Source organism: Massilia sp. MS-15 (assembly GCF_020176695.1).
In the GTDB taxonomy this organism is placed as follows: domain Bacteria; phylum Pseudomonadota; class Gammaproteobacteria; order Burkholderiales; family Burkholderiaceae_D; genus Telluria; species Telluria hydrophila.
The window spans coordinates 28,529-49,692 of sequence record NZ_JAIWIA010000024.1 but is presented as its reverse complement, the minus strand read 5'-3'; the positions used below and the strand labels follow the sequence as shown (position 1 = coordinate 49,692).

Genomic DNA, 21,164 nt, shown 5'->3' with positions numbered 1-21,164 from the left:
TTGCCAGCCGAATGTGCGTGGGCGTACATCGGCCCGCCATCGCCACGCCGATAATGCACGCACGGCACAGGCGAGGAGGACGGCATGACACAGGTACCCGAGAAACGCACCGGGCAGGCGCCCGCCCCGCTCGGACGCGACGAGTTCCACCTGCGCTTCCGCCAGGCCTTCTTCGATCCGGCCTACGAGGCCCTGGGGCCGCAACTGGACGCGATCGAACAGGTGGCCTGGGACGCCTACCACGAAGGGCGCAAGGCGCCGCGCACCGTGAAAGCGGGGCCGGGCTTCGCCGACCCAGGTTACGACCTCTCGGTGGAGTGGAAGGAGGCGCGCGACCGCCTGCTGGCGGCCGAGGCGCGGCAGAAGGATCCCGCCACGCGCAGCCGGGTGCTCCTGATCAACGGCGCGGCGCGCAATGACGGCAGCTGCCCCGGCGAGATCTCCAAGACGTGGCGCCTGAGCATGCTGGCGCGCGAGGTCCTCGAAGCCGAGGGATTCGAGGCCGACGTGCTCGACCTGAGCCGCCTCACTTCCGACTACGACCGCCATATCCACCCCTGCAAGGGCTGCGTCTCGACCGCCATGCCGCTGTGCCACTGGCCGTGCAGCTGCTACCCGAACCATGCCGAGCGCCAGGTGAATGACTGGATGAACGAGATCTACGAGCGCTGGACCCTCGCGCACGGCATCATCATCCTCACGCCCGTGTACTGGTACCAGACGCCCAGCGCGCTCAAGCTGATGATCGACCGCCTGGTCTGTGCCGACGGCGGCAACCCCGACCCCACCTCCACCCACGGCAAGACGGTAGAGGAAGCCAAGGCGCTCGAACTGGACGGCTGGGACTATCCGAAGCACCTGGCGGGACGCGCCTACGGGCTGGTGGTGCATGGCGACGTGGCCGGCATCGAGGGCACGCGGCGAGCGCTGGCCGACTGGCTGTCGTGGATGGGCCTGGTCGATGCCGGCAGCTTCGCCCAGCTCGACCGCTTCATCGGCTACTACGAATCCTACGCCGCCAGCCACGAGGCGCTCGACCGCGACACGGCGGTGCAGGAGGAGGTGCGCAACGTGGCGCGCGCAGTGGCCGCGGCGGTGGGCGAGATCCGCGCCGGGCGGGTGGCCCTGGCCGAGCACCCGCTGCGCAACCCGCGCCCAAAGTAGGAAGCGGAAGGGAGCGGTAGAATGCGGGAATGAACGGACTTGCGGAACTGATGCAATCGGCCGCCGGCGGCGGCAAGCTCCCCCTTTACCAGCAGCTGCAATACGCGCTGCGCCGCGCCATCGGCGAAGGCGCCTGGGGCGCGGCCAGCGCCTTGCCGGCCGAGCGCCAGCTGGCGCAGGAGCTCGGAATTTCGCGCATCACGGTGCGCAAGGCGATCGACGCGCTGGTCGAGGAAGGCCTGCTGGTGCGGCGCGCCGGCGCCGGTAACTTCGTCAACGGGCGCATCGAGAAGAACTTCGCCCGCCTCTCCTCGTTTTCCGAGGACATGCGGGCGCGCGGCCGGGTGCCGCGCAACGAATGGCTGCGCCGCGCCGAAGGCCTGGTCACGCCCGAGGAAGCGCTGCGCCTGCGGCTCTCGCCGGGCACGCCGGTGTACCGCTTCCACCGCATCCGCTACGCGGACGAGCTGCCGATGTGCGTGGAATACGCCACCATCGCCGCCTTCGCCCTGGCCTCGCTCGATGCGGTGGAAGACTCGATGTATGCGGCGCTGGAAGCGGGTGGCAACCGGCCGGTGCGCGCGCTGCAGCGCCTGTCGGCCCTGCTGCTGGGCGCCGAGCAGGCGCGCCTGCTGCAGACCCGCGAAGGCGATGCGGGCCTGTGCGTGGAGCGGCTCGGCTTTGCCCGCGACGGGCGGGCGGTGGAGTTCTGCCGCTCCTACTTCAGGGGCGACATGTACGATTTCGTGGCGGAGCTGAACGCGTCGTGAAAAGGCCGGCCCTGCCGGCCGTGCCTTACACCGCGGTGAAGCCGCCGTCGACCACCAGCTCGTGGCCGTTCACATACGAGGCCTGCTCCGAAGCCAGCCACAGTGCCGCATTCGCGACCTCGATGGTCTCGGCCACGCGGCCCATCGGATGGCTCGCCTCCAGCTTCTCCTCGGCGGCCGGATCGCGTTCGACGAAGCGCGCCAGCATCGGGGTCTTCACCGCCGCCGGACACAGCGCGTTGATGCGGATGCCTTCGCGCGCATATTCGGCCGCGGCGCTGCGGGTCAGGCCCAGCACCGCGTGCTTGCTGGCGGCATAGATCGCGCGGTTCGGCGCGCCGACCAGGCCCGAGACCGAGGCCACGTTGACGATCGCCCCGCTGCCCTGCCTGAGCATCTGGCGCAGCTGGTACTTCATGCACAGCCACACGCCCTTGACGTTGGCGTCCATGATGCGGTCGTACTGCGCCTCGTCGCCCTCGGCCAGCGGCGCGCTCTCTTCGTCGATCGCGGCATTGTTGACCGCAATGTCCAGCCGGCCGTAGTAGTTGATGGTCTTGTCGACCAGTGCCTCGACATCGGCCGCCTTGCCGATGTCGCTGCGCACGAACAGCGCCTTGCCGCCCGATTCGACGATCATCGCCGCCGTCGCATGGCCGCCGTCGACGGCCGTGTCGGCCACCACCACGTGGGCGCCGGCACGGCCGAACGCCAGCGCCGTGGCGCGGCCGATGCCGCTGGCCGCGCCCGTCACCAGCGCCACCTTGCCGGCAAAGCCGCCCTCGTTTGGCGCTTGCGCTTTTGCTATCCCTCTCATGTTACTCCTGATGCCTTGCAAAATGGTTCCCAAGGGAAACATTTTAACGCAGGGGCGAGGGCTTTGTCATGCCCGGCGTCCGGGCTGTTGCTTCTAGGGCTGGCCGCTTCCCTTGCCCGCCTTGCCCTGGTCGCCCGCCATGATCACCGACAGCTTGGCCGGATCGATTGCCTTGCGGAAGGCCGCGTTCATTTGCGGCAGGGTGACCGCCATCAGCTTGCGCTCGAACGCGGCCGACCAGGTGAAGTCGCGGCCGCGGTACAGGTAGGAAGTCCAGCCCGCGGCCAGGGCGGCGTCGTTGGCGCGGTTCTGCAGGCGCTGCTGCATCAGGCCGGACCTGGCGTCGGCCAGTTCCTGTTCCGTGAAACCCTTGGCCACGGCGCGCGCCAGCTCGTCGCGCACGGCGGCGTCCAGCTTGCGCAGGTTCTGGGGCGCGGCGATGGCGCTGATCGAGAAGCTGCCGGCGCGGTCCAGGTCGCCCGCCGCCAGTTCCGAGCCGCCGCCATAGGACAGGCCATCCTTCTGGCGGATGCGGTCCATCAGGCGCGACTTCAGGCCGCCCTCGCCGAAGATGTAATTGGCCAGCATCAGCGCCGGGTAGTCGGCGTCATCGACATTCAGGTCGAGGTTCATGCCGGCCAGGTAGAAGCCGTTTTCCTTGTCCGGGGTGTCGAGGGTGCGCGCGACCGGCGCCACCTCGGCGTGGCGGCGCAGCACCGGCGCCACCTTCTCCGGCGCGGTCCACTTGCCGAACAGCGCGTCCACCAGCGGCACGATTTCCTTCGGGTCGAAGTCGCCCACGATCGCCATCTCGGCCGGATGGGTGTTGTAGAAGCCGCGGTGGAAGGCCGCCAGGTCTTCCAGGCGCACCGCCTGCAGGTCCGCGATGTCTTCTTCCAGGGTATTGGCATGGCGGATGTCGCCACGCGGGTACTGGTTGAAGTGGGTGGCCAGCGCGCGCGCCGCCACGCTTTGCGGTTCGTTGCGGCTGGCCTCCAGGCCGGTCAGGATCTGCTTGCGCAGCTGCTCGAACTCGGCCGCCGGCAGGGCCGGTTCCTTGAGCACGTGGGCGGCCAGCCTGATGGCCTCGGCCAGGTTGGCGCGCGTGGTCTGGAAGCTGTTCGGACCGCCCACCATCTTGAGCTTGTCGAAGGCGTCGGCCAGCTCGGCGCGGCTGTACTTGCTGGTGCCGCGCATCAGCATGGCCGAGGTCAGCGCCGACGTCATCCCCTTGCCGAACAGGTTGTTCTCGTCGCCGAAGTGCTGGCGCAGCTGCACGGTCACGGTCTCGCCGCGGTTCTTCTTGGGCAGCAGCGCCAGCTTCACGCCGCCCGCCGTGGTGAGCGTGGTGCGCTTCATGATGTTGTCCTGGCTGGGATCGAAGTCTTCCGCCACCAGGTTCGAGGCCGCCGGCCGGTAGTCCTTCATCACGCTGTCCACCGGCGGCGCGGGCGGGATCGCCGCGCGCAGCGGCGTCTCTTCCGGCACGAAGCTGCCGACCACCCGGTTACTGCGCAGGAAATAGCGGCCGGCGCTGGCCGCCACCTGTTCCGCCTTGACCTCCTTGATGCGCTCGCGGCCCAGGAAATACAGGCGCCAGTCGCCCAGCGCGATCGCTTCCGACAGCGCGACCCCGAAACCCTGCGCGTCGTTCAGGCTGCGTTCGATGTTGTTGAGCCAGGCGCGGCGCACGCGTTCCATCTCCGCGGTGGTGGGCGGCTGCTTGGCCAGGCCTTCGACCGCCTCGAGCAGCGCCTCGCGCACCGGCTCCAGCGGCTCGCCCTTCTTCACCACCGCGCCGTAGAACTGCAGGCCGGGCGCGTAGCCGGTCTGGCCGAAGCTGAACACCTGGCTCGCCTTGCCGCTCTCCACCAGCAGCTTGTGCAGGCGGCCATTGGGCGCGTCGCCCATGATCTCGGCGGCGAAGCCGAGCGCCTCGGATTCTTCCTGCAAGTCGGACGGGATCTTGTAGCCGACCGCGACGATCTGCACGTCGCCCTGGCGTCGCACGACGAAGCTGCGCTCGCCGTCCTGGGTCGGCTCCACGGTCCAGAACCGGGGCAGCGCGCGCTTCGGCTTCGGGATCGCGCCGAACAGGCGGTTGATCTGGGCCAGGGTCGCGTTCGGCTCGAACTTCCCGGCCACCAGCAGCACCGCGTTGTCGGGCTGGTACCAGGTCCGGTAGAAGGCCTGCAGGTTGGCGATGCGGACGTTCTCGATGTCGCTGCGGTTGCCGATGGTCGAGCGCCCATAGCTGTGCCAGTCGTAGGCCACGCTCTGCATGCGCTTGAACAGCACCTGGGCCGGCGAATTCTCGCCGCTCTCGAACTCGTTGCGTACCACCGTCATCTCGGACGCCAGGTCCTTTGGGGCCACCGGCGAATTCGCCATGCGGTCGGCTTCCATCTGCAGCGCCCAGTCCAGGTTGTCCTTCGACGCCTGGAACACCTCGTAGTAATTGGTGCGGTCGAGCGAGGTGGTGCCGTTGAAATCCATGCCGCGGCGCGCGAACTGGCCGGTGATGTCCGGATTTTTTTTGGTCCCCTTGAACAGCAGGTGTTCCAGCAGGTGGGCCATGCCGGTCTCGCCATAGTTCTCGTGGCGCGAGCCGACCAGGTAGGTGACGTTCACGGTGACCGTCGGGCGCGAGCTGTCGGGGAACAGCAGCACTTTCAGGCCGTTGGCGAGGCGGTATTCGGTAATGCCTTCGGCCGAGGGGCCGAGCGTGACGCCCTGCGGCAGTGGGGCCGACGCGCGGGCCGGCGCGGCGGCTGGCGGCGCCCCCCAGGCGGCGCCAGCCATGACGAAACAGAGGCTGGCGGCGGCCAGGCGCGCAGCCGTGCCGCGTGTGCGATCGATCGGATTCATGGTGTCCTGTCATGTTGGCAGGACGTTTCCACCCTGCATGTTCTTGAATGCAGGATGGTAGCAGACCGGATCGCTACTGGCGGGCCCGCTTTTCGTGAGCTTGTTGATATGGGCTAATACGGGATAATTCCGCCATCTCTTGCGCCAGGAACTCGAACAGGTCGTCGGCGCTGACGATGCCGGCCAGATTTCCCTGCTCGTCGATGACCGGCACGCGCCGGATACCGCGCTGGCGCATGCGCTCGATGGTCCCGTAGACGTCGTCCGTCACGTGCGCGAGCAGGAGGTCGTCGGCCATGATGTCGCCCACCTGCAGGCTGGCCGGATCGAGCCCGGGAGCGATGACGGATACGACGATGTCGCGGTCGGTCAGGATGCCGACCGGGACGCTGGCGCCGTCGAGGCGGTCGACGACGACCACGTCGCCCACGTGCCGGCGGCGCATCATGAGCGCCGCGCCCTGCACGGTCTCGTCGCGCGTGCAGTGGGCGGCTTCGCTGGTGCAGATATCGCGGATGTGCATGCTGCTCTCCTTGTTTCCGCTGGCCCAATGAAAACTGGCGCCATGACTTTCATCATAGCGCCAGTTCCGGAATCGTAAAGGGGGTCAGGCCGCCGGCTTGCTGGCGTCCGGGGGCGGCACGAAGCAGGCGTCGGCCACCTGCAGATCGTTGTCCTTGGCGAAATTGAGCACGAAGTGGTAGGCGAGGGGCTCGACCTGCTGCAGCTCGCGGCTGACAACCACGGCCTTGACGCCGTTGACGACGGTGGGGTGCACCCAGGGGGAAAACTGGAGGTGGGAATCACGGCCGGCGGCGCCGGGGGCGAAGCAGGACATGACCCCGCACAGGCGCTCGGCCCAATCGCTGGGGCGGAACTGCCTGCCTTTGCTCGTAATGCCCAGGATAAAAAACTCGTCCTTGAGCTTCTTGTCCGTGGTGTGCGGTAACTCGGCCATAGTGCTGCTTGCTGAAACAAGGATACTGCGTGAAAGAGAACAAGCTCAGATCAGCTCAGTTCACTATTATATCTTATAGAAGACTCACGGACGAGACCTGTTCACAATTCAGCCCCCGCTCAGCCCAGCCACACCACGCTCGACAGCAGGAGCAGCAGGATCATCCACAGGATCAGCGCCCGCCACACCAGCCCCACCGTGCTCTGCAGCGCGCGCAGGTTCGGCTCCTCGCCCGGCAGCATCTCCGTATCGCGGTCGCTCAGGTCCACCGTGGCGGCATCGAGCGGCAGCGGTTCGGGCGCGTTCTCGTTCGGCGTCCCCAGGCGCACGCCCATCGCCCCGCCGCCCGCGGCGAGCAGGATGCCCCGCGATTCCTCGGCCCAGCGGCCGGCAAAATTGCGCCAGGCGTAGATCGCATCCTCGAAGTTGCCGACCACGGCGAAGGCCACCGCCGTCAGGCGCACCGGCACCCAGTCGATCCAGTAGAAGGCCCTGGCGGCGAACTGGCCGAAGGCCTCGTTGCGCATATGGTCGGGCTCGTTCCAGGCGCGCGCCAGGTATTCCGAGACGCGGTACAGCACCGCGCCCGCGGGACCGAAGGGCATCAGGAACCAAAAGAATACGCCGAATACGTTGCGGTGGGTGGTGATCAGCGATTTTTCGACGGCCACGCGGCAGATCTCGGTGGCGTCCATGCCGACCGTATCGCTGCGGGTCCACTCGGCCAGCAGCTGGCGCGCGCTGGCTTCGTCGCCCTGGTTCAGGGCCAGCTGGATGGAAGTGAAATAGTGGCTGTAGTGGCGGAACCCCAGGGTCAGGTAGACGATCAGCACGTTCCAGGCAAAGGCCAGCAGCACCAGGTTGTAGCGCATGAAGACCCAGTACACCAGCCAGGTCGGCAGCATCAGGGCCAGCATCATCAGGATCCAGCCCATCCGACCGTTCTTCTGCTCGCCCGCATTGAACCAGCCCTCGATGCGCATCGCCAGGCCCTTGATGCCACCGTATACCTGGTTGTCGGCGCGCAGCGGCTTGAGCTGCTCGATGATGAGCGCGACGAGGATGGAGAAAAATGTCATTCAGGAATCCTTTTTTATTCTGGCAAGTCCATGCTGCCCGCTACGATAGCGGAGAAGCCAGCCGGAATCAATTCGGGAATCGACCTGGCCTGGTCCCGTGGACCAGGTCGCGGTGCGGGTTCAGGCCCGCAGGAAATGGTACAGGTTGCGCAGCATGGCCGCCGTCGCGCCCCAGATGAAGTAATCCTGGTAGGGCATGGCATAGAAGCTGCGCTTGCCGGTGCCGTCGGGCAGGGCCACCGAGCGGCGCTCGTGGTTGGCGCCGGACATCAGGAAGGCCAGCGGCACTTCGAAGATCTCGGCCACCTCGCCCGGATCAGGACGCAGCGCGAACGGCGGCTGCACCAGGGCCACCACCGGTGTCACCCGGTAGGCGCTGATGGTGACGTGTTCCGGCAGCACGCCGACGATCTCCACATGACGCCGGTGCAGGCCGATCTCTTCTGCGGTCTCGCGCAGGGCGGTCTCGATCGGCGAGGAATCCAGCTCTTCGGCCCGGCCGCCGGGAAAGCTCACCTGCCCCGCATGGCTGGACAGGTGCTCGGTGCGCCGGGTCAGCAGCACGCTCAGGCCCGCGGGACGCTCGACCAGGGGTAGCAGCACGGCGGCGCGGCGCAGGCGCAGGCTGGGCGCGGCCAGGGCTTCGTCCGAGGGTTCAGGATCCCAGGGCAAGGTGCGGGCGAAGCGGGCCCGCACCGCCTGCGCCGTCAACACGTCCGGCGCGAGCGGCGCTTCGCCGGCCAGGCCCTCGACGGGCATGGCGCCGGGATCGAACAAGGTCTTGGTCAAAAAAGTTCCTAAAGGCAAAAACAGGGTCGCATAAAGAAAAAGGCATCCTTGCGGATGCCTTTCTCATGACACAGTAGCGATTACTCGGCTGCTGCTGCGGTCTTGACTTTACGCTGCGGCAGTTTTTCTTTGATACGTGCCGATTTGCCCGAACGCTCACGCAGGTAGTACAGCTTGGCGCGACGGACGTCACCACGACGCTTCACTTCGATCGAAGCGATCAGCGGCGAGTACAGCTGGAAGGTACGCTCGACGCCTTCGCCCGACGAGATCTTGCGAACGATGAAGTTCGAGTTCAGGCCGCGGTTACGACGCGAGATGACGACGCCTTCGTATGCCTGGGCGCGCTTGCGGTTGCCTTCGACGACGTTGACGCTGACGACCACGGTGTCGCCCGGTGCGAAGTCAGGGATGTTGCGGCCGAGGCGCGCAATTTCTTCTTGCTCGAGTTGTTGGATCAGATCCATTTTTATCACTCCAATGACCATCTTGCCGGCGCCGAGGATACAAACTGCGTTGCCCGGTAGAGGATGGGGTTAAACACGCAGGCAACACGCCCGCTTGCTCATGCACACAAGGTGCATTCTTACTCGGCAGGCTTGTTCAGCTCTGCCAGAAACTTTTCGTCCAGCTTGGTCAACTGGCCGGCGGCACGCGCCCGCTCCAGCTGATCCGGCCGTTTCTTCCATGTCGCCTCCAGCATGCGCTGGCGGCGCCACTTCATGATTTCGGCGTGGTTACCGCCCATCAAAACCGGCGGCACCGGCTCGCCCTCGTAGACTTCCGGGCGCGTGTAATGCGGCGAATCGAGCAGGCCGTTGACGAAACTGTCTTCGACCGCCGAGGCTTCGTCGCCCAGCACGCCAGGCAGCAGCCGCACGACCGCATCCATCAGCGCCATCGCCGGCAGTTCGCCACCCGACAGCACGAAGTCGCCGAGCGAGATTTCCTCGTCGACGCAGCGGTCCAGCAAACGCTGGTCCACGCCTTCGTAGCGGCCACACAGCACCACCAGTCCCGGTTCGTCCTTCAAGGCCACGACACGCTCGTGCGTCAGGGGTTTGCCCTGCGGCGACATGAACACCACGCGCGGTGTGCTCAAGCCCATGTCGACCTGACGCTGCTTGGCGGCAGCGATCGCGGCCTCCAGCGGCTTGGCCAGCATCACCATCCCGGGGCCGCCGCCGTAAGGGCGGTCATCCACGGTGCGGTGGCGGTCCTGCGTGAATTCGCGCGGGTTCCAGATATGCAGGCCCCAGCGCCCCTGCTCGATGCCGCGCCGGGTCACGCCCGACTGCGTCAGCGCTGCGAACATCTCGGGAAACAAGCTCACGACGTCAAACTGCACCGGAACCTCGCTTCACAGGCTGCACGCTACCACGCGGGTCAATAATCCAGACCCCAATCCAGGGTAATCAGTTTTGCGCCCAGGTCGACGTTCTTGACGAAAGCGTCGACAAACGGCACCAGGCGCTCCGACACTTTCGCATCCGGGGCGCCTGCGTCCACCGGCGCGATCCGCAGGATCGACTGCGCGCCGTTGTGCATCATGTCGGTCACCTTGCCGAGGGCTTCGCCCTCCAGGTTGACCACATCCAGCCCGATCAGGTCGGACCAGTAGTATTCGTCTTCTTCGAGTTGCGGGAACTCGCTGCGCGACACCTGCACCGCTGCGCCCTTGAGCGCTTCGGCGTCGTTGCGGTCACGCATGCCGACCAGGGTGGCGACCACGTCGCCGCCATGCATCTTAGCCGTGCGTACCGAGACGGAACGCAGGGTCGGCTTGTCGATCCACCAGGTCTTGACCTTCAGCAGCGCATCGGCGTCCACCGAGAACGGGGTGACACGCAGGCCTCCCACGATCCCGAACGCGCCGGAGACGTATCCGACCTGCACCAGGTCGTCGGGGACTTCCACCCCGGATGCTGCCGAATCGGTCAAGCCTTGACCTGCCTTACTTAGGCTGCAGGCTGCTGGTTGGCGACCAGGCGAGCAACGGTCGGCGACAGTTGTGCGCCAACGCCTTGCCAGTGAGCCAGGCGGTCGGCAGCGATACGCAGGCCGACTTCAGCGCCCGATGCCATCGGGTTGTAGAAACCGATGCGCTCGATGAAACGGCCATCGCGACGGTTACGCGAATCGGTTGCAACGATGTTGTAGAACGGGCGCTTTTTTGCGCCGCCACGAGCCAAACGGATAACGACCATAATATTTCCAAAAAGTTGTATTGGACGGAGAAAGCCGACGATTATAGCGCGTAAGCCTGGAGAGGGGCAAGCGGTTATAGCAACACGGCGCGGTTGGACAACCCGGCGGCGTGAGGTTCGGCGAATTGAGCATTATCACCTATTTTGCGTCGCAAGGCCACCTCCCTTAGTCTTCCCCCATCAGGATCCGCAACATGCGTGCCGGATTGGCGAGGAAATCGCGGGTGACGCGGTAGTGCTCCGTCTCCTCGTAGGCGACTTGCCCGATGCCGTCCTCGCCGAAGGCGTAGATGGTAGCCTCCGGGTAAGCCATCAGGATCGGCGAGTGGGTGGCGATGACGAACTGGCAGTGTTCGCCGGCCAGGTCGTGCAGGCGGCCCAGCAGGGCCAGCTGGCGCTGGGGCGACAGGGCGGCCTCCGGCTCGTCCAGCACGTAAAAGCTGTCCTTGCGGAAGCGGTTCATGAACAGGCTGAGGAAGGCTTCGCCATGCGACTGCTCATGCAGCGAGCGCTCGCCGCCATATGCCCTCATCAATGGACCGTTTGGAAACTCATCCAGCCGCTCGATTTCGGTACTGACGTTGTAGAAGCTCTCCGCGCGCAGGAAGAACCCGTCGCGCGGCCGCTCGATGCCGCGCACGAAGCGCAGGTGCTCGTGCAGGCTGGAATGCGAGGCCCGGGTGGCGAAATTGAAATTGCGGCTGCCGCCTTCGGCATTGAAACCCATGCCGACCGCGATCGCCTCCAGCAGCGTCGATTTGCCGGAGCCGTTCTCGCCGACCAGGAAGGTGACCTTCGGGTGCAGCACCAGGCGCTCGAGGGAGCGGATCGCGGGCAGCGTGAAAGGAAACGCCGGCGGCGCGCGCGGCGCCGTCGGTTTGATCTGGATCTCTGCCAGGTAGGCGCGCGTCTTGAGCATGGTCGGAAGATGGGCTGGCTGCACGCAACGCGTGCCTTCCTTGTCATTTTGCACCATACTTCCGTTTTCCTGAACTTTTGGCAACGCTCATGGCTGTCCAGCACAAGAACAAGACCTTCGCCGCCCTCCTCGCCCTGCTGCTGGGCGGCTTCGGCGTCCACCGTTTCTACCTGAAGGGCGGCAGCGACCGCCTCGGCCTGCTGCACCTGTGCAGCCTGCCGCTGACCGGCATCCTGTGGGGCGCCGTGAAGCCGCATCCGTTCTACGTGCTGCTGCCGCTGCTGCTGTCCTACATCGCGGGCTTCATCGAGGGGCTGGTGATCGGCTTGACGCCGGACGAGGCCTGGGATGCGCAGCACAACAAGGGCAGCGGCAAAACCTCGCGCTCGAACTGGGTGCTGGCCCTGGTGCTGGTGCTGATCCTGGGGGTGGGGGCGATCGTGCTGATCGGGACGATCGCGCGGGTGTTCGACCTGCTCTATACGGGCGGGTCGTACGGCTGACATTGAACGCGTGGGCGCTCCCGCGCCCACGCGTTCAATCAGCATGTGAATAGACACACAGGCTATTCAAGGACCGTTCGAACGCGTGGGCGGAGGACCGCCCACCCAACATTCAGAACTGCTCGACGTCCAGCGCCAGCACGCCCGGCGCGCCTTCGACGATGGCGGTGCGCAGGCCAGGTGCCGAGGACAGCACGTGGTCGGCGAAGAAGCGCGCGGTGGCGATCTTCGCGCGCAGGAAGGAGGCATCGCCCTCACCTGCCGCCAGCCTCGATTGGGCGACCAATGCGGCGCGCGCCATCTGCCAGCCACCCAGCACGATGCCGGCCAGCTTCAGGTAGGGCACGCTGCCCGCGTACACGGCGCGCACGTCCGATTTGCCATACGCCACCACGAAGTCCACCACTTCCTCCAGCGCGGCCGCGCCGAGCGCCAGCTGGCGGCGGATGGCCGCGAACTCCTCACCCTGCTGCTCCCCCAGTTGCGCTTCGACGGCGCGCACCTGTTCGATCAGCGACTTGGCCACGGCGCCGCCATCGCGCACGGTCTTGCGGCCGACCAGGTCGTTGGCCTGGATCGCGGTCGTGCCTTCGTAGATGGTGAGGATCTTGGCGTCGCGGTAGTGCTGGGCCGCGCCAGTCTCTTCGATGAAGCCCATGCCGCCATGCACCTGCACGCCGTCGCGGGTCACGTTCTCGCTCATCTCGGTCGACCAGCCCTTGATGACCGGGACCAGGTATTCGTACACCGCCAGGTTCGCCTTGCGGGTCGCCTCATCGGCATGGCTGTGCGCGATGTCGGACAAAGCGGCGCCGACGTAGGCCAGCGCGCGCGCCGCCTCGGTCTGCGAACGCATCGACATCAGCATGCGGCGCACGTCCGGGTGGTTGATGATGGCGACCGGGCCCGGGGAGCCGGCCACTTCGCGCGACTGCACGCGGTCCTTGGCGAAAGCAACCGCCTGCTGGTAGGCGCGTTCGGCCAGGCCGACGCCCTGCATGCCAACGCCGAAGCGGGCCGCGTTCATCATGATGAACATGTACTCGAGGCCGCGGTTCTCTTCGCCCACCAGGGTGCCGATGGCGCCGCCGTGGTCGCCGAACTGCAGCACGGCGGTCGGCGAAGCCTTGATGCCCAGCTTGTGTTCGATCGAGACGCAGTGGGCGTCGTTGCGTGCGCCCAGCGAGCCGTCGGCATTGACCATGAACTTCGGCACGATGAACAGCGAGATGCCCTTCACGCCCGCCGGTGCGTCCGGAGTGCGCGCCAGCACGAGGTGGATGATGTTCTCCGCCATGTCGTGCTCGCCATAGGTGATGAAGATCTTGGTGCCGAAGATCTTGTAGGTGCCGTCGCCCTGCGGCTCGGCGCGGGTGCGCACGGCGGCCAGGTCCGAACCGGCCTGCGGCTCGGTCAGGTTCATGGTGCCGGTCCACTTGCCGCTGATGAGCGGCTCCAGGAACAGCTGTTTCTGTTCATCCGAACCGGCGGTGAGCAGCGCCTCGATGGCGCCGTCGGTCAGCAGCGGGGCCAGCGCGAAGGACAGGTTGGCCGCGTGCAGCATCTCCATGCACGGCGTCGCGACCAGCTTCGGCAGGCCCTGGCCACCAAATTCGCTCGGATGCTGGATGCCCTGCCAGCCGCCATCGGCAAAGGCGCGGAAGGCGTCACGGAAACCTTTCGAGGTGGTGACGCTGCCGTCTTTCCAGAAGCTCGGTTCCTTGTCGCCCGCATGGTTCAGCGGAGCGACGACCTCGCCGCAGAACTTCGCGCTTTCCTCGAGCACGGCATCGACCGTGTCGGGGGTGGCTTCTTCGCAGCCGGGCAGCTGGTTGATTTCAGCCAGGTTGGCCAGTTCGTTCAGCACGAACTGCATGTCTTTCAGCGGGGCTTGGTAGCTCACCATGGTCTCCTGATGTGACGCTCAATGTACGAACGTCGCTCCCGCTTGCGCGGGAACGACGTGGTTTTCATGCTGCGGTGGCAGATCGCACCGCGGACTGATTAGCCCAGTTCCTTGACCAGAGCCGGCACGACCTCGAACAGGTCGCCCACCAGGCCGTAGTCGGCCACCGAGAAGATCGGCGCTTCCGGATCCTTGTTGATGGCGACGATGGTCTTCGAGTCCTTCATGCCGGCCAGGTGCTGGATCGCGCCCGAGATGCCGACCGCGATGTACAGGGTCGGGGCGACGATCTTGCCGGTCTGGCCGACCTGCCAGTCGTTCGGCACGAAGCCGGCGTCCACCGCCGCGCGCGAAGCGCCCATGGCGGCGCCCAGCTTGTCGGCCAGGGGTTCCAGCAGCTTGAAGTTCTCGGCCGAGCCGATGCCACGGCCACCGGAGACGATGATCTTGGCGGCGGTCAGTTCCGGACGGTCCGACTTGGCCAGCTCGCGGCCCACGAAGGCCGACTTGCCGAAGTCAGCAACCGGAGCGATCTGCTCGACGGCGGCGGAACCGCCGGTGGCGGCGCTATCGAACGCGGTGCCGCGCACGGTGATGACCTTCACGCTGTCGCTCGATTGCACGGTAGCGATGGCGTTGCCGGCGTAGATCGGACGCTCGAAGGTGTCGGGCGACTCGACCTTGGTGATTTCCGAGATCTGGGCCACATCCAGCTTGGCGGCCACGCGCGGCAGGATGTTCTTGCCGTAGGCGGTGGCCGGGGCCAGGATGTGCGAGTAGCCACCTGCGATCGCCAGGATCTGCTCGGCGACGTTCTCGGCCAGGCCATCGGCGAAATGCGGCGCGTCCGCGACCAGCACTTTTGCAACGCCAGCGATTCCAGCGGCGGCTTCGGCGGCGGCGCCGCAGCTAGATCCGGCGACCAGGATGTGGACTTCACCGCCGCACTGGGCGGCAGCGGTCACGGTGTGGTGGGTGGCGCCCTTCAGGGTGCCATTGTCGTGTTCAGCGATAACGAGTGCGGCCATGTTCTTTTCCTAAATATGGTGAGCGGCAGGCCGCGATTAGATGACTTTGGCCTCGGTGCGCAGCTTCTGCACCAGGGTCGCCACGTCCGGGACTTTCACGCCGGCCGAGCGCTTGGCCGGCTCGGTGACCTTCAGGGTCTTCAGGCGCGGGCTCACGTCGACGCCCAGGTCTTCCGGCTTGACGGTTTCCAGCGGCTTCTTCTTGGCCTTCATGATGTTCGGCAGCGTCACGTAGCGCGGCTCGTTCAGGCGCAGGTCGGTGGTGACGATGGCCGGCAGGGTCAGGCTGACCGTTTCCAGGCCGCCGTCCACTTCGCGGGTCACGGTGACCTTGCCGTCTTCCAGCACGACTTTCGACGCGAAGGTCGCTTGCGGCCAGCCCAGCAGCGCAGCCAGCATCTGGCCGGTCTGGTTCGAGTCGTCGTCGATCGCCTGCTTGCCCAGGATGATCAGCTGCGGCTGTTCCTTGTCGGCCAGCGCCTTCATGATCTTGGCCACGGCCAGCGGCTCGGTCTCGACCGCGGTCTCGACCAGGATGCCGCGGTCGGCGCCGATCGCCATGCCGGTACGCAGGGTTTCCTGGCACTGGGCCACGCCGACCGAGACTGCCACCACTTCGGTGACCTTGCCGGCTTCCTTCAGGCGCGTGGCTTCTTCCAGCGCGATCTCGTCGAACGGGTTCATCGACATTTTGACATTGGCGATATCCACGCCGCTGCCGTCGGATTTGACGCGGACCTTGACGTTGTAGTCGACCACGCGTTTGACGGGTACCAGGACTTTCATAGGGTGCCTTTAGAAAATGGAATGGAATGACAGACGAAAATGGTCTCGATTATAAGAGAAATTCGGCTTCAGGTCGAAATTAAAGCACGATCGTGCGTTTTTTAGTTAGAGCATTCCGCCTAAATTGCGTTTCAGGGGCGGCGGGAATCGGATTGGAAGGGCTGTGCGGCTCGCCCTCCCCTGCCGCCGCCAGCTGGCACGCCACACGGGCATGCCTTGCTCGCGGCGTGTCGGCTACTTACTTGCGACGCATGAAGAAGGTGAACTCGCCGTGCTCGACGGTGTGCGCCAGCAGGGCATTGCCGGTCTGTTTGGCAAATGCCTGGAAATCGCGCACGGAACCGGTGTCGGTCGCCACGATGCGCAGCACCTGTCCGCTTTCCATTTCGGCCAGTGCCTTCTTGGCCTTCAGGATCGGCAGCGGACAGTTCAGTCCGCGCGCATCCAGGTCTCGCTGGAATTCCATGGTATCAATGTCGATAGTGGTGTCGCTCATCGCATGCCTGCAAAGTAAAGAAGGTGCTCGGGAATCGAATACTACTCCTTTTACGGCAGTATGACGCAGCGCACCAAAATAGTCATACATTGTTGCACGACTGCAACCGATTGTGAACTGATCCATGCCTGTGCACCAGCATGCGTCACATTGGCAACCGGGTAGCACCACCTTGGTGCGACACCTGGTAAATGCGCCCGACAAGCGGATTTGCAAGCTGCACGTACACGCATGCGCATGCAAGCAATGCAGGCAATACAAAACCCGCAGCCGAATATGCATGAATACACCAGCCTCACGGATGCGCCAACGCAAACGCCGCCCGAAGGCGGCGTCATTTTTACCGGATGGTCAACAACGCTTACGCGCGTTCGCCCACCCAGGCGGCTACGCCCGCCAGGGCCTGCGGCAGGCCTGCCGGATCGGTACCGCCCGCCTGGGCCATGTCCGGGCGGCCGCCGCCCTTGCCGCCCACCTGCTGGGCGACGAAGTTCACCAGTTCGCCGGCTTTCACCTTACCCGTGGCGTCCTTGGTGACGCCGGCGATCAGGCTGACCTTGCCGTCCGCCACGCTGGCCAGCACGATCGCGGCGGTCTGCAGCTTGTCCTTCAGCTTGTCCATGGTTTCGCGCAGCGCGGTCACGTCGGCGCCCTCCATGGTCGCGGCCAGCACCTTGATGCCGTTCACGTCCACCGCCCTGGTCACCAGTTCGTCGCCCTGGCCCGCGGCCAGCTTCGACTTGAGCGCGGCCACTTCCTTCTCCAGCATTTTCACCTGGTCCTGCACCTGGGAAATGCGGGTCGGCAGCTCGTCAGGGCTGGTCTTCAAGGCGCCGGCGGCTTCCTGCAGCTTGCGGTTGATCGACTGCACCAGCGCCAGCGCGCCCTCGCCGGTCACGGCTTCGACGCGGCGGATGCCGGCCGCGACGCCGCCTTCCGAGACGATCTTGAACAGGCCGATGTCGCCGGTACGGGTGACGTGCACGCCGCCGCACAGCTCTTTCGAGGAGCCGATGTCCAGCACGCGCACGCTGTCGCCGTACTTCTCGCCGAACAGCGCCATGGCGCCGTGCTTGACGGCGTCGTCGAAACTCATGTGCTGGGCCTGGGTGGCGTGGTTCTCGAGGATCTCGCGGTTGACGATCATCTCGACCTTGGCGATTTCATCCAGCGTGAGCGGCGCGCCATGGCTGAAGTCGAAGCGGGTCTTGTCCGGATCGACCAGCGAGCCTTTCTGCTGCACGTGGCTGCCCAGCACTTCGCGCAGGGCCTTGTGCATCAGGTGGGTCGCCGAGTGGTTGCGGATGGTGCGCGCGCGCTTGACGGTGTCGACCTGCGCATCCACGGTGTCGCCCACTTTCAGCGAACCTGCGCGCAGCACGCCGTGGTGGCCGAAGACTTCGGCCTGGATCTTCAGGGTGTCTTCGACGTCGAACACATTGGCGCCCACACGGATTTCACCCTGGTCGCCGACCTGGCCGCCCGACTCGGCGTAGAACGGGGTGGTGTCGAGCACCACGATGCCTTCCTGGCCGGCCTTCAGTTCCTGGACCGAGACGCCGTCGGCGTACAGGGCCAGCACGTGGGTGTTGTGGGCCAGCGATTCATAGCCGACGAACTTGGTCTTCTCGCCCGCATACTCGACCTTGGCGGCCATCTTGAACTTGCCGGCGGCGCGCGCCGTCTTCTTCTGCTGCTCCATGGCGGCGGCGAAGCCCGCTTCGTCCAGGGTCACGCCGCGCTCGCGGCAGATGTCGGCGGTGAGGTCGAGCGGGAAGCCGTAGGTGTCGTACAGCGTGAAGGCGGTGGCGCCGTCCAGGTTCTTCGCATCCTTGGCCAGCTGCGCTTCCAGGATCTTCATGCCGTTTTCGAGCGTTTCGCCGAAACGCTCTTCCTCGGCCTTCAGCACTTGCGCCACGCGCTCTTTGGCTTCACGCAGTTCCGGATAGGCCTCGCCCATCTCGATGTCGAGGTCCGCCACCAGCTTGTGGAAGAAAGGCTTGGTCTGGCCCAGCTTGTGGCCGTGGCGCAGCGCGCGGCGGATGATGCGGCGCAGGACGTAGCCGTGGCCTTCGCTGCTCGGGATGATGCCGTCGACGATCATGAAGGACGCCGCGCGGATGTGGTCGGCGATCACCTTCAGCGAGTTGTTTTCCAGGTCCGTTGCCCCGGTTTCGCGGGCAGCGGCGCGGATCAGATTCTGGAACAGGTCGATCTCGTAGTTGCTGTGCACGTGCTGCAGCACGGCGGCCAGGCGCTCCATGCCCATGCCGGTGTCGATCGAGGGCTTCGGCAGCGGGGTCAGGACGCCCTGTTCGTCGCGGTTGAACTGCATGAACACCAGGTTCCAGATCTCGATGAAGCGGTCGCCGTCTTCCTCGGCCGAACCCGGAGGGCCGCCCCAGATGTCGGCGCCGTGGTCGTAGAACACCTCGGTGCACGGGCCGCAGGGGCCGGTGTCGGCCATCTGCCAGAAGTTGTCGGACGCGTAGCGCGCGCCCTTGTTGTCGCCGATGCGGATGATGCGCTCTTTCGGCACGCCGATCTCGTTGGCCCAGATGTCGTAGGCCTCGTCGTCCTCGAAGTAGACGGTGACGGTCAGCTTCTCGGCGGGCAGCATGTAGACGCGGGTCAAGAGCTCCCAGCAGTAGTTGATCGCATCGCGCTTGAAGTAATCGCCGAAGCTGAAGTTACCCAGCATTTCGAAGAAGGTGTGGTGGCGCGCGGTGTAGCCGACGTTTTCCAGGTCGTTGTGCTTGCCGCCGGCGCGCACGCAGCGCTGCACGGTGGTGGCGCGCGAGTACGGGCGCGTATCCAGGCCCAGGAACACGTCCTTGAACTGCACCATTCCGCTGTTCGTCAGCAGCATGGTCGGGTCGTTGCCCGGCACCAGCGGGCTGGAACGGACGATGGTGTGGCCTTTGGACTCGAAGAACTTGAGGAACTTGTCGCGGATTTCGGAGGATTTCATGTCGTGAGGGCGGAATGAGGGAGCATGCGCTATAAAAAAACGATTATAGCCTAGCTGGAGACGGGCCAGTCGGCCGGGCCGATCAGGTCGATGCGGTCGGTGCAGAAGGCGTCGACGCCCCAGGACAGCAGTTCGCGCGCCCGCGCCGGCGTGTTCACCGTGTAGCAGAACAGGCCGAAGCCCGCCGCGCGCACGGCCGCGGCCAGCGCCGGCGCCAGGAAGCGGTAGTCGAGGTGGAGCGCGGCCGCGCCCACCGCGCGCGCCTGCGCTTCCCAGTCGGGTGGCGCCTGGCGCATCAGGCAGGCGCGCGGCAGCGCGGGTGCGGCAAGCCGCGCGGCCTCCAGCGCCGCCACGCTGAACGAGGACAGCAGCGGCGCGCGCGCCAGGTCGCCTGCCGCGAGCGTGTCGGCGAACATGGCCTGCGCCAGGCGCGCCACCGTCGCCCCGGTCTCGCGCTCGAAGCCGGGCGCCGGCTTGATCTCGATGTTCATCCAGACCCCGTGCGCCTGGCACAGGGCGGCGAATTCGGTGAACAGGGGCACACCCTCGCCGCGGTAGGCGGCGCCGAACCAGCTGCCGGCATCCATGCGCGCCAGTTCGCGCGCATCGTAGTCGAACACGTGGCCGGTGCCGTTCACGGTGCGGCCAAGGCAGGGATCGTGCAGCACCACCGGCACGCCGTCGCGCGCCAGCATGACGTCGAACTCCACGGCGCGAAAGCCGAACGCCAGGCCGCGCCGCAGCCCCGCATAGGTGTTTTCGGGCGCCAGGGTTCCGCCGCCACGGTGTGCCAAAATCCGGGGATAGCGCCACATGCCCTGCCCGCCCCCGTGCTTCAGGTCGCGCCCGCCTGGCCGAGCCCGTGCGCCAGGTACAGGAACAAAGCGAGGTTCAGCGCCACGCTCAGCTGGAACTTGCGCTGGAACGCGGCCTTCGCCGTCTTGTGCCGCAGCCACTGCTGGGCCAGCACGGCGCCCGGCCAGCCGCCGGCCAGGCCAAGCAGCAGCAGGGTCGATTCCGGCGTGCGCCAGTTGCCCTGGCGCGCGGCCGACTTGTCGATCGCATACGCGGCGAAGCAGCTCAGGCTCATGGCCAGGTACATGCCCCCGACCGGCGGCGGCAGCGCCCACGCGAATGTGGCGAAGGCATACAGGACGGCGAACAGGAGGAGCGGCAGATAGGGCATGCGGCGAGCTTAACCCGGCCGGCGCGCGCCTGTCCACTGCGCCCGGCGCCATTCGCGCGCCTGCGCCGTCCCTGCTTTCGCGCCACCCGTCACCGCTTTCGCGCCATCCGTCACGCATCCGGCAGACAGGGGCCGCGGCGGGCGCAGGATGGTGTCCCGGGCGCATCCGCCCTCACCTTCCCATGGAGACATCCCATGCACCACGCCATCCTGCGCAGCCTGCGCGCCCTCCTCCTCGCCACCGCCTTCCTCGCCAACGCCAGCGCCATGGCCGCGCCCCAGGAGGAACTGAACAAGTCGCTGGCCCGCCGCGTCTATGAAGAAGGCCTGAACCAGGGGATCTTCACCGTGCCGTATACCGAGGACTTCGTCGGCCACGCCGGCAGCGGCACCTTTACCCGCGAAGCCGGCATGCGCGAAGCCAGGGGCTGGCGCCAGGCCTTTCCCGACCTCAGGATGCACGTCGACCTGATCCTGGCCGAGAACGACCTGGTGGCGGTGCGCTGGACCGCCACCGGCACCAATACCGGCACCGGCAACGGCCTGCCGGCCACCGGCAAGCCGGTCAAGGTCACCGGCCAGGCCACCTTCCGTTTCGTGGACGGCAGGATTGCCGAGGAATGGGCCACGGGCGACACGATCGGCATCATGCGCCAGCTCGGCCTGCTGTCGAAGACGGCGGCGCCGCCGCTGAAGGCGGCCCACCAGTGAGGAACA

The 21,164-nt window shown here is 66.2% G+C and carries 22 protein-coding genes; 4 read left to right on the top strand and 18 right to left on the bottom strand.

What is annotated here, in order from left to right; genetic code table 11:
- Positions 1-84 precede the first annotated feature (84 nt).
- Positions 85-1,164, top strand: a complete 1,080-nt coding sequence (locus LCI23_RS10310; RefSeq protein WP_224946372.1) for a flavodoxin family protein — start codon at positions 85-87, stop codon at positions 1,162-1,164.
- A gap of 29 nt (positions 1,165-1,193) precedes the next feature.
- Positions 1,194-1,934 carry a GntR family transcriptional regulator gene (locus LCI23_RS10305; RefSeq protein ID WP_224946371.1) on the top strand — a complete coding sequence of 247 codons (741 nt, stop codon included), beginning with the start codon at positions 1,194-1,196 and terminating at the stop codon, positions 1,932-1,934.
- Positions 1,935-1,959: 25 nt separating this feature from the next.
- Here the strand turns inward: LCI23_RS10305 and LCI23_RS10300 are convergent, their stop codons facing one another.
- From LCI23_RS10300 to LCI23_RS10250, 11 genes are all read right to left on the bottom strand, one after another.
- Positions 1,960-2,751, bottom strand: a complete 792-nt coding sequence (locus LCI23_RS10300) for an SDR family oxidoreductase (RefSeq protein WP_224946370.1) — start codon at positions 2,749-2,751, stop codon at positions 1,960-1,962.
- Positions 2,752-2,844: 93 nt separating this feature from the next.
- Positions 2,845-5,619 (bottom strand): pitrilysin family protein, encoded by a 2,775-nt coding sequence (locus tag LCI23_RS10295; RefSeq protein WP_224946369.1) that lies wholly within the window; start codon positions 5,617-5,619, stop codon positions 2,845-2,847.
- A 73-nt stretch (positions 5,620-5,692) separates the two neighbouring features.
- Positions 5,693-6,142, bottom strand: a complete 450-nt coding sequence (locus LCI23_RS10290) for a CBS domain-containing protein (RefSeq protein ID WP_224946368.1) — start codon at positions 6,140-6,142, stop codon at positions 5,693-5,695.
- Between the two features lie 84 nt (positions 6,143-6,226).
- On the bottom strand, positions 6,227-6,577 hold the full coding sequence (locus LCI23_RS10285) for a DUF3579 domain-containing protein (RefSeq protein WP_224946367.1): 351 nt from the start codon (positions 6,575-6,577) through the stop codon (positions 6,227-6,229).
- A gap of 119 nt (positions 6,578-6,696) precedes the next feature.
- Complete coding sequence (locus tag LCI23_RS10280; RefSeq protein WP_224946366.1) at positions 6,697-7,656, bottom strand: CobD/CbiB family protein; 960 nt, start codon at positions 7,654-7,656, stop codon at positions 6,697-6,699.
- A 120-nt stretch (positions 7,657-7,776) separates the two neighbouring features.
- Positions 7,777-8,445 carry a CoA pyrophosphatase gene (locus LCI23_RS10275; RefSeq protein ID WP_224946365.1) on the bottom strand — a complete coding sequence of 223 codons (669 nt, stop codon included), beginning with the start codon at positions 8,443-8,445 and terminating at the stop codon, positions 7,777-7,779.
- An 80-nt stretch (positions 8,446-8,525) separates the two neighbouring features.
- Complete coding sequence (gene rplS, locus LCI23_RS10270) at positions 8,526-8,912, bottom strand: 50S ribosomal protein L19 (protein WP_224946364.1); 387 nt, start codon at positions 8,910-8,912, stop codon at positions 8,526-8,528.
- A gap of 119 nt (positions 8,913-9,031) precedes the next feature.
- Entirely contained in the window at positions 9,032-9,793 is a 762-nt protein-coding gene (trmD, locus tag LCI23_RS10265; protein ID WP_224946363.1) for a tRNA (guanosine(37)-N1)-methyltransferase TrmD, read from the bottom strand.
- 38 nt (positions 9,794-9,831) lie between these two features.
- Positions 9,832-10,386 carry a ribosome maturation factor RimM gene (gene rimM, locus LCI23_RS10260; protein WP_224946362.1) on the bottom strand — a complete coding sequence of 185 codons (555 nt, stop codon included), beginning with the start codon at positions 10,384-10,386 and terminating at the stop codon, positions 9,832-9,834.
- 17 nt (positions 10,387-10,403) lie between these two features.
- On the bottom strand, positions 10,404-10,652 hold the full coding sequence (rpsP, locus tag LCI23_RS10255; RefSeq protein WP_036216003.1) for a 30S ribosomal protein S16: 249 nt from the start codon (positions 10,650-10,652) through the stop codon (positions 10,404-10,406).
- Positions 10,653-10,818: 166 nt separating this feature from the next.
- Positions 10,819-11,571 (bottom strand): AAA family ATPase, encoded by a 753-nt coding sequence (locus tag LCI23_RS10250; RefSeq protein ID WP_374041164.1) that lies wholly within the window; start codon positions 11,569-11,571, stop codon positions 10,819-10,821.
- Positions 11,572-11,660: 89 nt separating this feature from the next.
- Here LCI23_RS10250 and LCI23_RS10245 point away from each other — a divergent pair, with 89 nt between their 5' ends.
- A complete protein-coding gene (locus LCI23_RS10245) occupies positions 11,661-12,074 on the top strand; it encodes an NINE protein (RefSeq protein ID WP_224946360.1) in 414 nt (137 codons plus the stop codon).
- A 112-nt stretch (positions 12,075-12,186) separates the two neighbouring features.
- On the opposite strand, the gene LCI23_RS10240 is transcribed toward LCI23_RS10245, so the two are convergent.
- From LCI23_RS10240 to LCI23_RS10210, 7 genes are all read right to left on the bottom strand, one after another.
- Entirely contained in the window at positions 12,187-13,977 is a 1,791-nt protein-coding gene (locus tag LCI23_RS10240) for an acyl-CoA dehydrogenase (protein WP_224946481.1), read from the bottom strand.
- Positions 13,978-14,078: 101 nt separating this feature from the next.
- A complete protein-coding gene (locus LCI23_RS10235; protein WP_224946359.1) occupies positions 14,079-15,008 on the bottom strand; it encodes an electron transfer flavoprotein subunit alpha/FixB family protein in 930 nt (309 codons plus the stop codon).
- Between the two features lie 36 nt (positions 15,009-15,044).
- Entirely contained in the window at positions 15,045-15,794 is a 750-nt protein-coding gene (locus LCI23_RS10230) for an electron transfer flavoprotein subunit beta/FixA family protein (RefSeq protein WP_224946358.1), read from the bottom strand.
- Between the two features lie 238 nt (positions 15,795-16,032).
- Complete coding sequence (locus LCI23_RS10225; protein WP_224946480.1) at positions 16,033-16,260, bottom strand: sulfurtransferase TusA family protein; 228 nt, start codon at positions 16,258-16,260, stop codon at positions 16,033-16,035.
- A 391-nt stretch (positions 16,261-16,651) separates the two neighbouring features.
- Positions 16,652-19,261 carry an alanine--tRNA ligase gene (alaS, locus tag LCI23_RS10220; RefSeq protein ID WP_224946357.1) on the bottom strand — a complete coding sequence of 870 codons (2,610 nt, stop codon included), beginning with the start codon at positions 19,259-19,261 and terminating at the stop codon, positions 16,652-16,654.
- Between the two features lie 50 nt (positions 19,262-19,311).
- Positions 19,312-20,076 carry a glycerophosphodiester phosphodiesterase gene (gene ugpQ, locus LCI23_RS10215; RefSeq protein ID WP_224946356.1) on the bottom strand — a complete coding sequence of 255 codons (765 nt, stop codon included), beginning with the start codon at positions 20,074-20,076 and terminating at the stop codon, positions 19,312-19,314.
- 20 nt (positions 20,077-20,096) lie between these two features.
- Entirely contained in the window at positions 20,097-20,447 is a 351-nt protein-coding gene (locus LCI23_RS10210; protein ID WP_224946355.1) for a DUF1294 domain-containing protein, read from the bottom strand.
- Between the two features lie 195 nt (positions 20,448-20,642).
- Here LCI23_RS10210 and LCI23_RS10205 point away from each other — a divergent pair, with 195 nt between their 5' ends.
- Entirely contained in the window at positions 20,643-21,158 is a 516-nt protein-coding gene (locus LCI23_RS10205; RefSeq protein WP_224946354.1) for an ester cyclase, read from the top strand.
- The last annotated feature ends 6 nt before the right edge of the window (positions 21,159-21,164 follow it).

Coding starts and splice junctions, on each gene's coding strand:
- LCI23_RS10310 (WP_224946372.1), top strand. CDS start 85: ATGACACAGGTACCCGAGAAACGCACCGGGCAGGCGCCCGCCCCGCTC.
- LCI23_RS10305 (WP_224946371.1), top strand. CDS start 1,194: ATGAACGGACTTGCGGAACTGATGCAATCGGCCGCCGGCGGCGGCAAG.
- LCI23_RS10300 (WP_224946370.1), bottom strand. CDS start 2,751: ATGAGAGGGATAGCAAAAGCGCAAGCGCCAAACGAGGGCGGCTTTGCC.
- LCI23_RS10295 (WP_224946369.1), bottom strand. CDS start 5,619: ATGAATCCGATCGATCGCACACGCGGCACGGCTGCGCGCCTGGCCGCC.
- LCI23_RS10290 (WP_224946368.1), bottom strand. CDS start 6,142: ATGCACATCCGCGATATCTGCACCAGCGAAGCCGCCCACTGCACGCGC.
- LCI23_RS10285 (WP_224946367.1), bottom strand. CDS start 6,577: ATGGCCGAGTTACCGCACACCACGGACAAGAAGCTCAAGGACGAGTTT.
- LCI23_RS10280 (WP_224946366.1), bottom strand. CDS start 7,656: ATGACATTTTTCTCCATCCTCGTCGCGCTCATCATCGAGCAGCTCAAG.
- rplS (WP_224946364.1), bottom strand. CDS start 8,912: ATGGATCTGATCCAACAACTCGAGCAAGAAGAAATTGCGCGCCTCGGC.
- rpsP (WP_036216003.1), bottom strand. CDS start 10,652: ATGGTCGTTATCCGTTTGGCTCGTGGCGGCGCAAAAAAGCGCCCGTTC.
- LCI23_RS10250 (WP_374041164.1), bottom strand. CDS start 11,571: ATGCTCAAGACGCGCGCCTACCTGGCAGAGATCCAGATCAAACCGACG.
- LCI23_RS10245 (WP_224946360.1), top strand. CDS start 11,661: ATGGCTGTCCAGCACAAGAACAAGACCTTCGCCGCCCTCCTCGCCCTG.
- LCI23_RS10235 (WP_224946359.1), bottom strand. CDS start 15,008: ATGGCCGCACTCGTTATCGCTGAACACGACAATGGCACCCTGAAGGGC.
- LCI23_RS10230 (WP_224946358.1), bottom strand. CDS start 15,794: ATGAAAGTCCTGGTACCCGTCAAACGCGTGGTCGACTACAACGTCAAG.
- LCI23_RS10225 (WP_224946480.1), bottom strand. CDS start 16,260: ATGGAATTCCAGCGAGACCTGGATGCGCGCGGACTGAACTGTCCGCTG.
- alaS (WP_224946357.1), bottom strand. CDS start 19,261: ATGAAATCCTCCGAAATCCGCGACAAGTTCCTCAAGTTCTTCGAGTCC.
- ugpQ (WP_224946356.1), bottom strand. CDS start 20,076: ATGTGGCGCTATCCCCGGATTTTGGCACACCGTGGCGGCGGAACCCTG.
- LCI23_RS10210 (WP_224946355.1), bottom strand. CDS start 20,447: ATGCCCTATCTGCCGCTCCTCCTGTTCGCCGTCCTGTATGCCTTCGCC.
- LCI23_RS10205 (WP_224946354.1), top strand. CDS start 20,643: ATGCACCACGCCATCCTGCGCAGCCTGCGCGCCCTCCTCCTCGCCACC.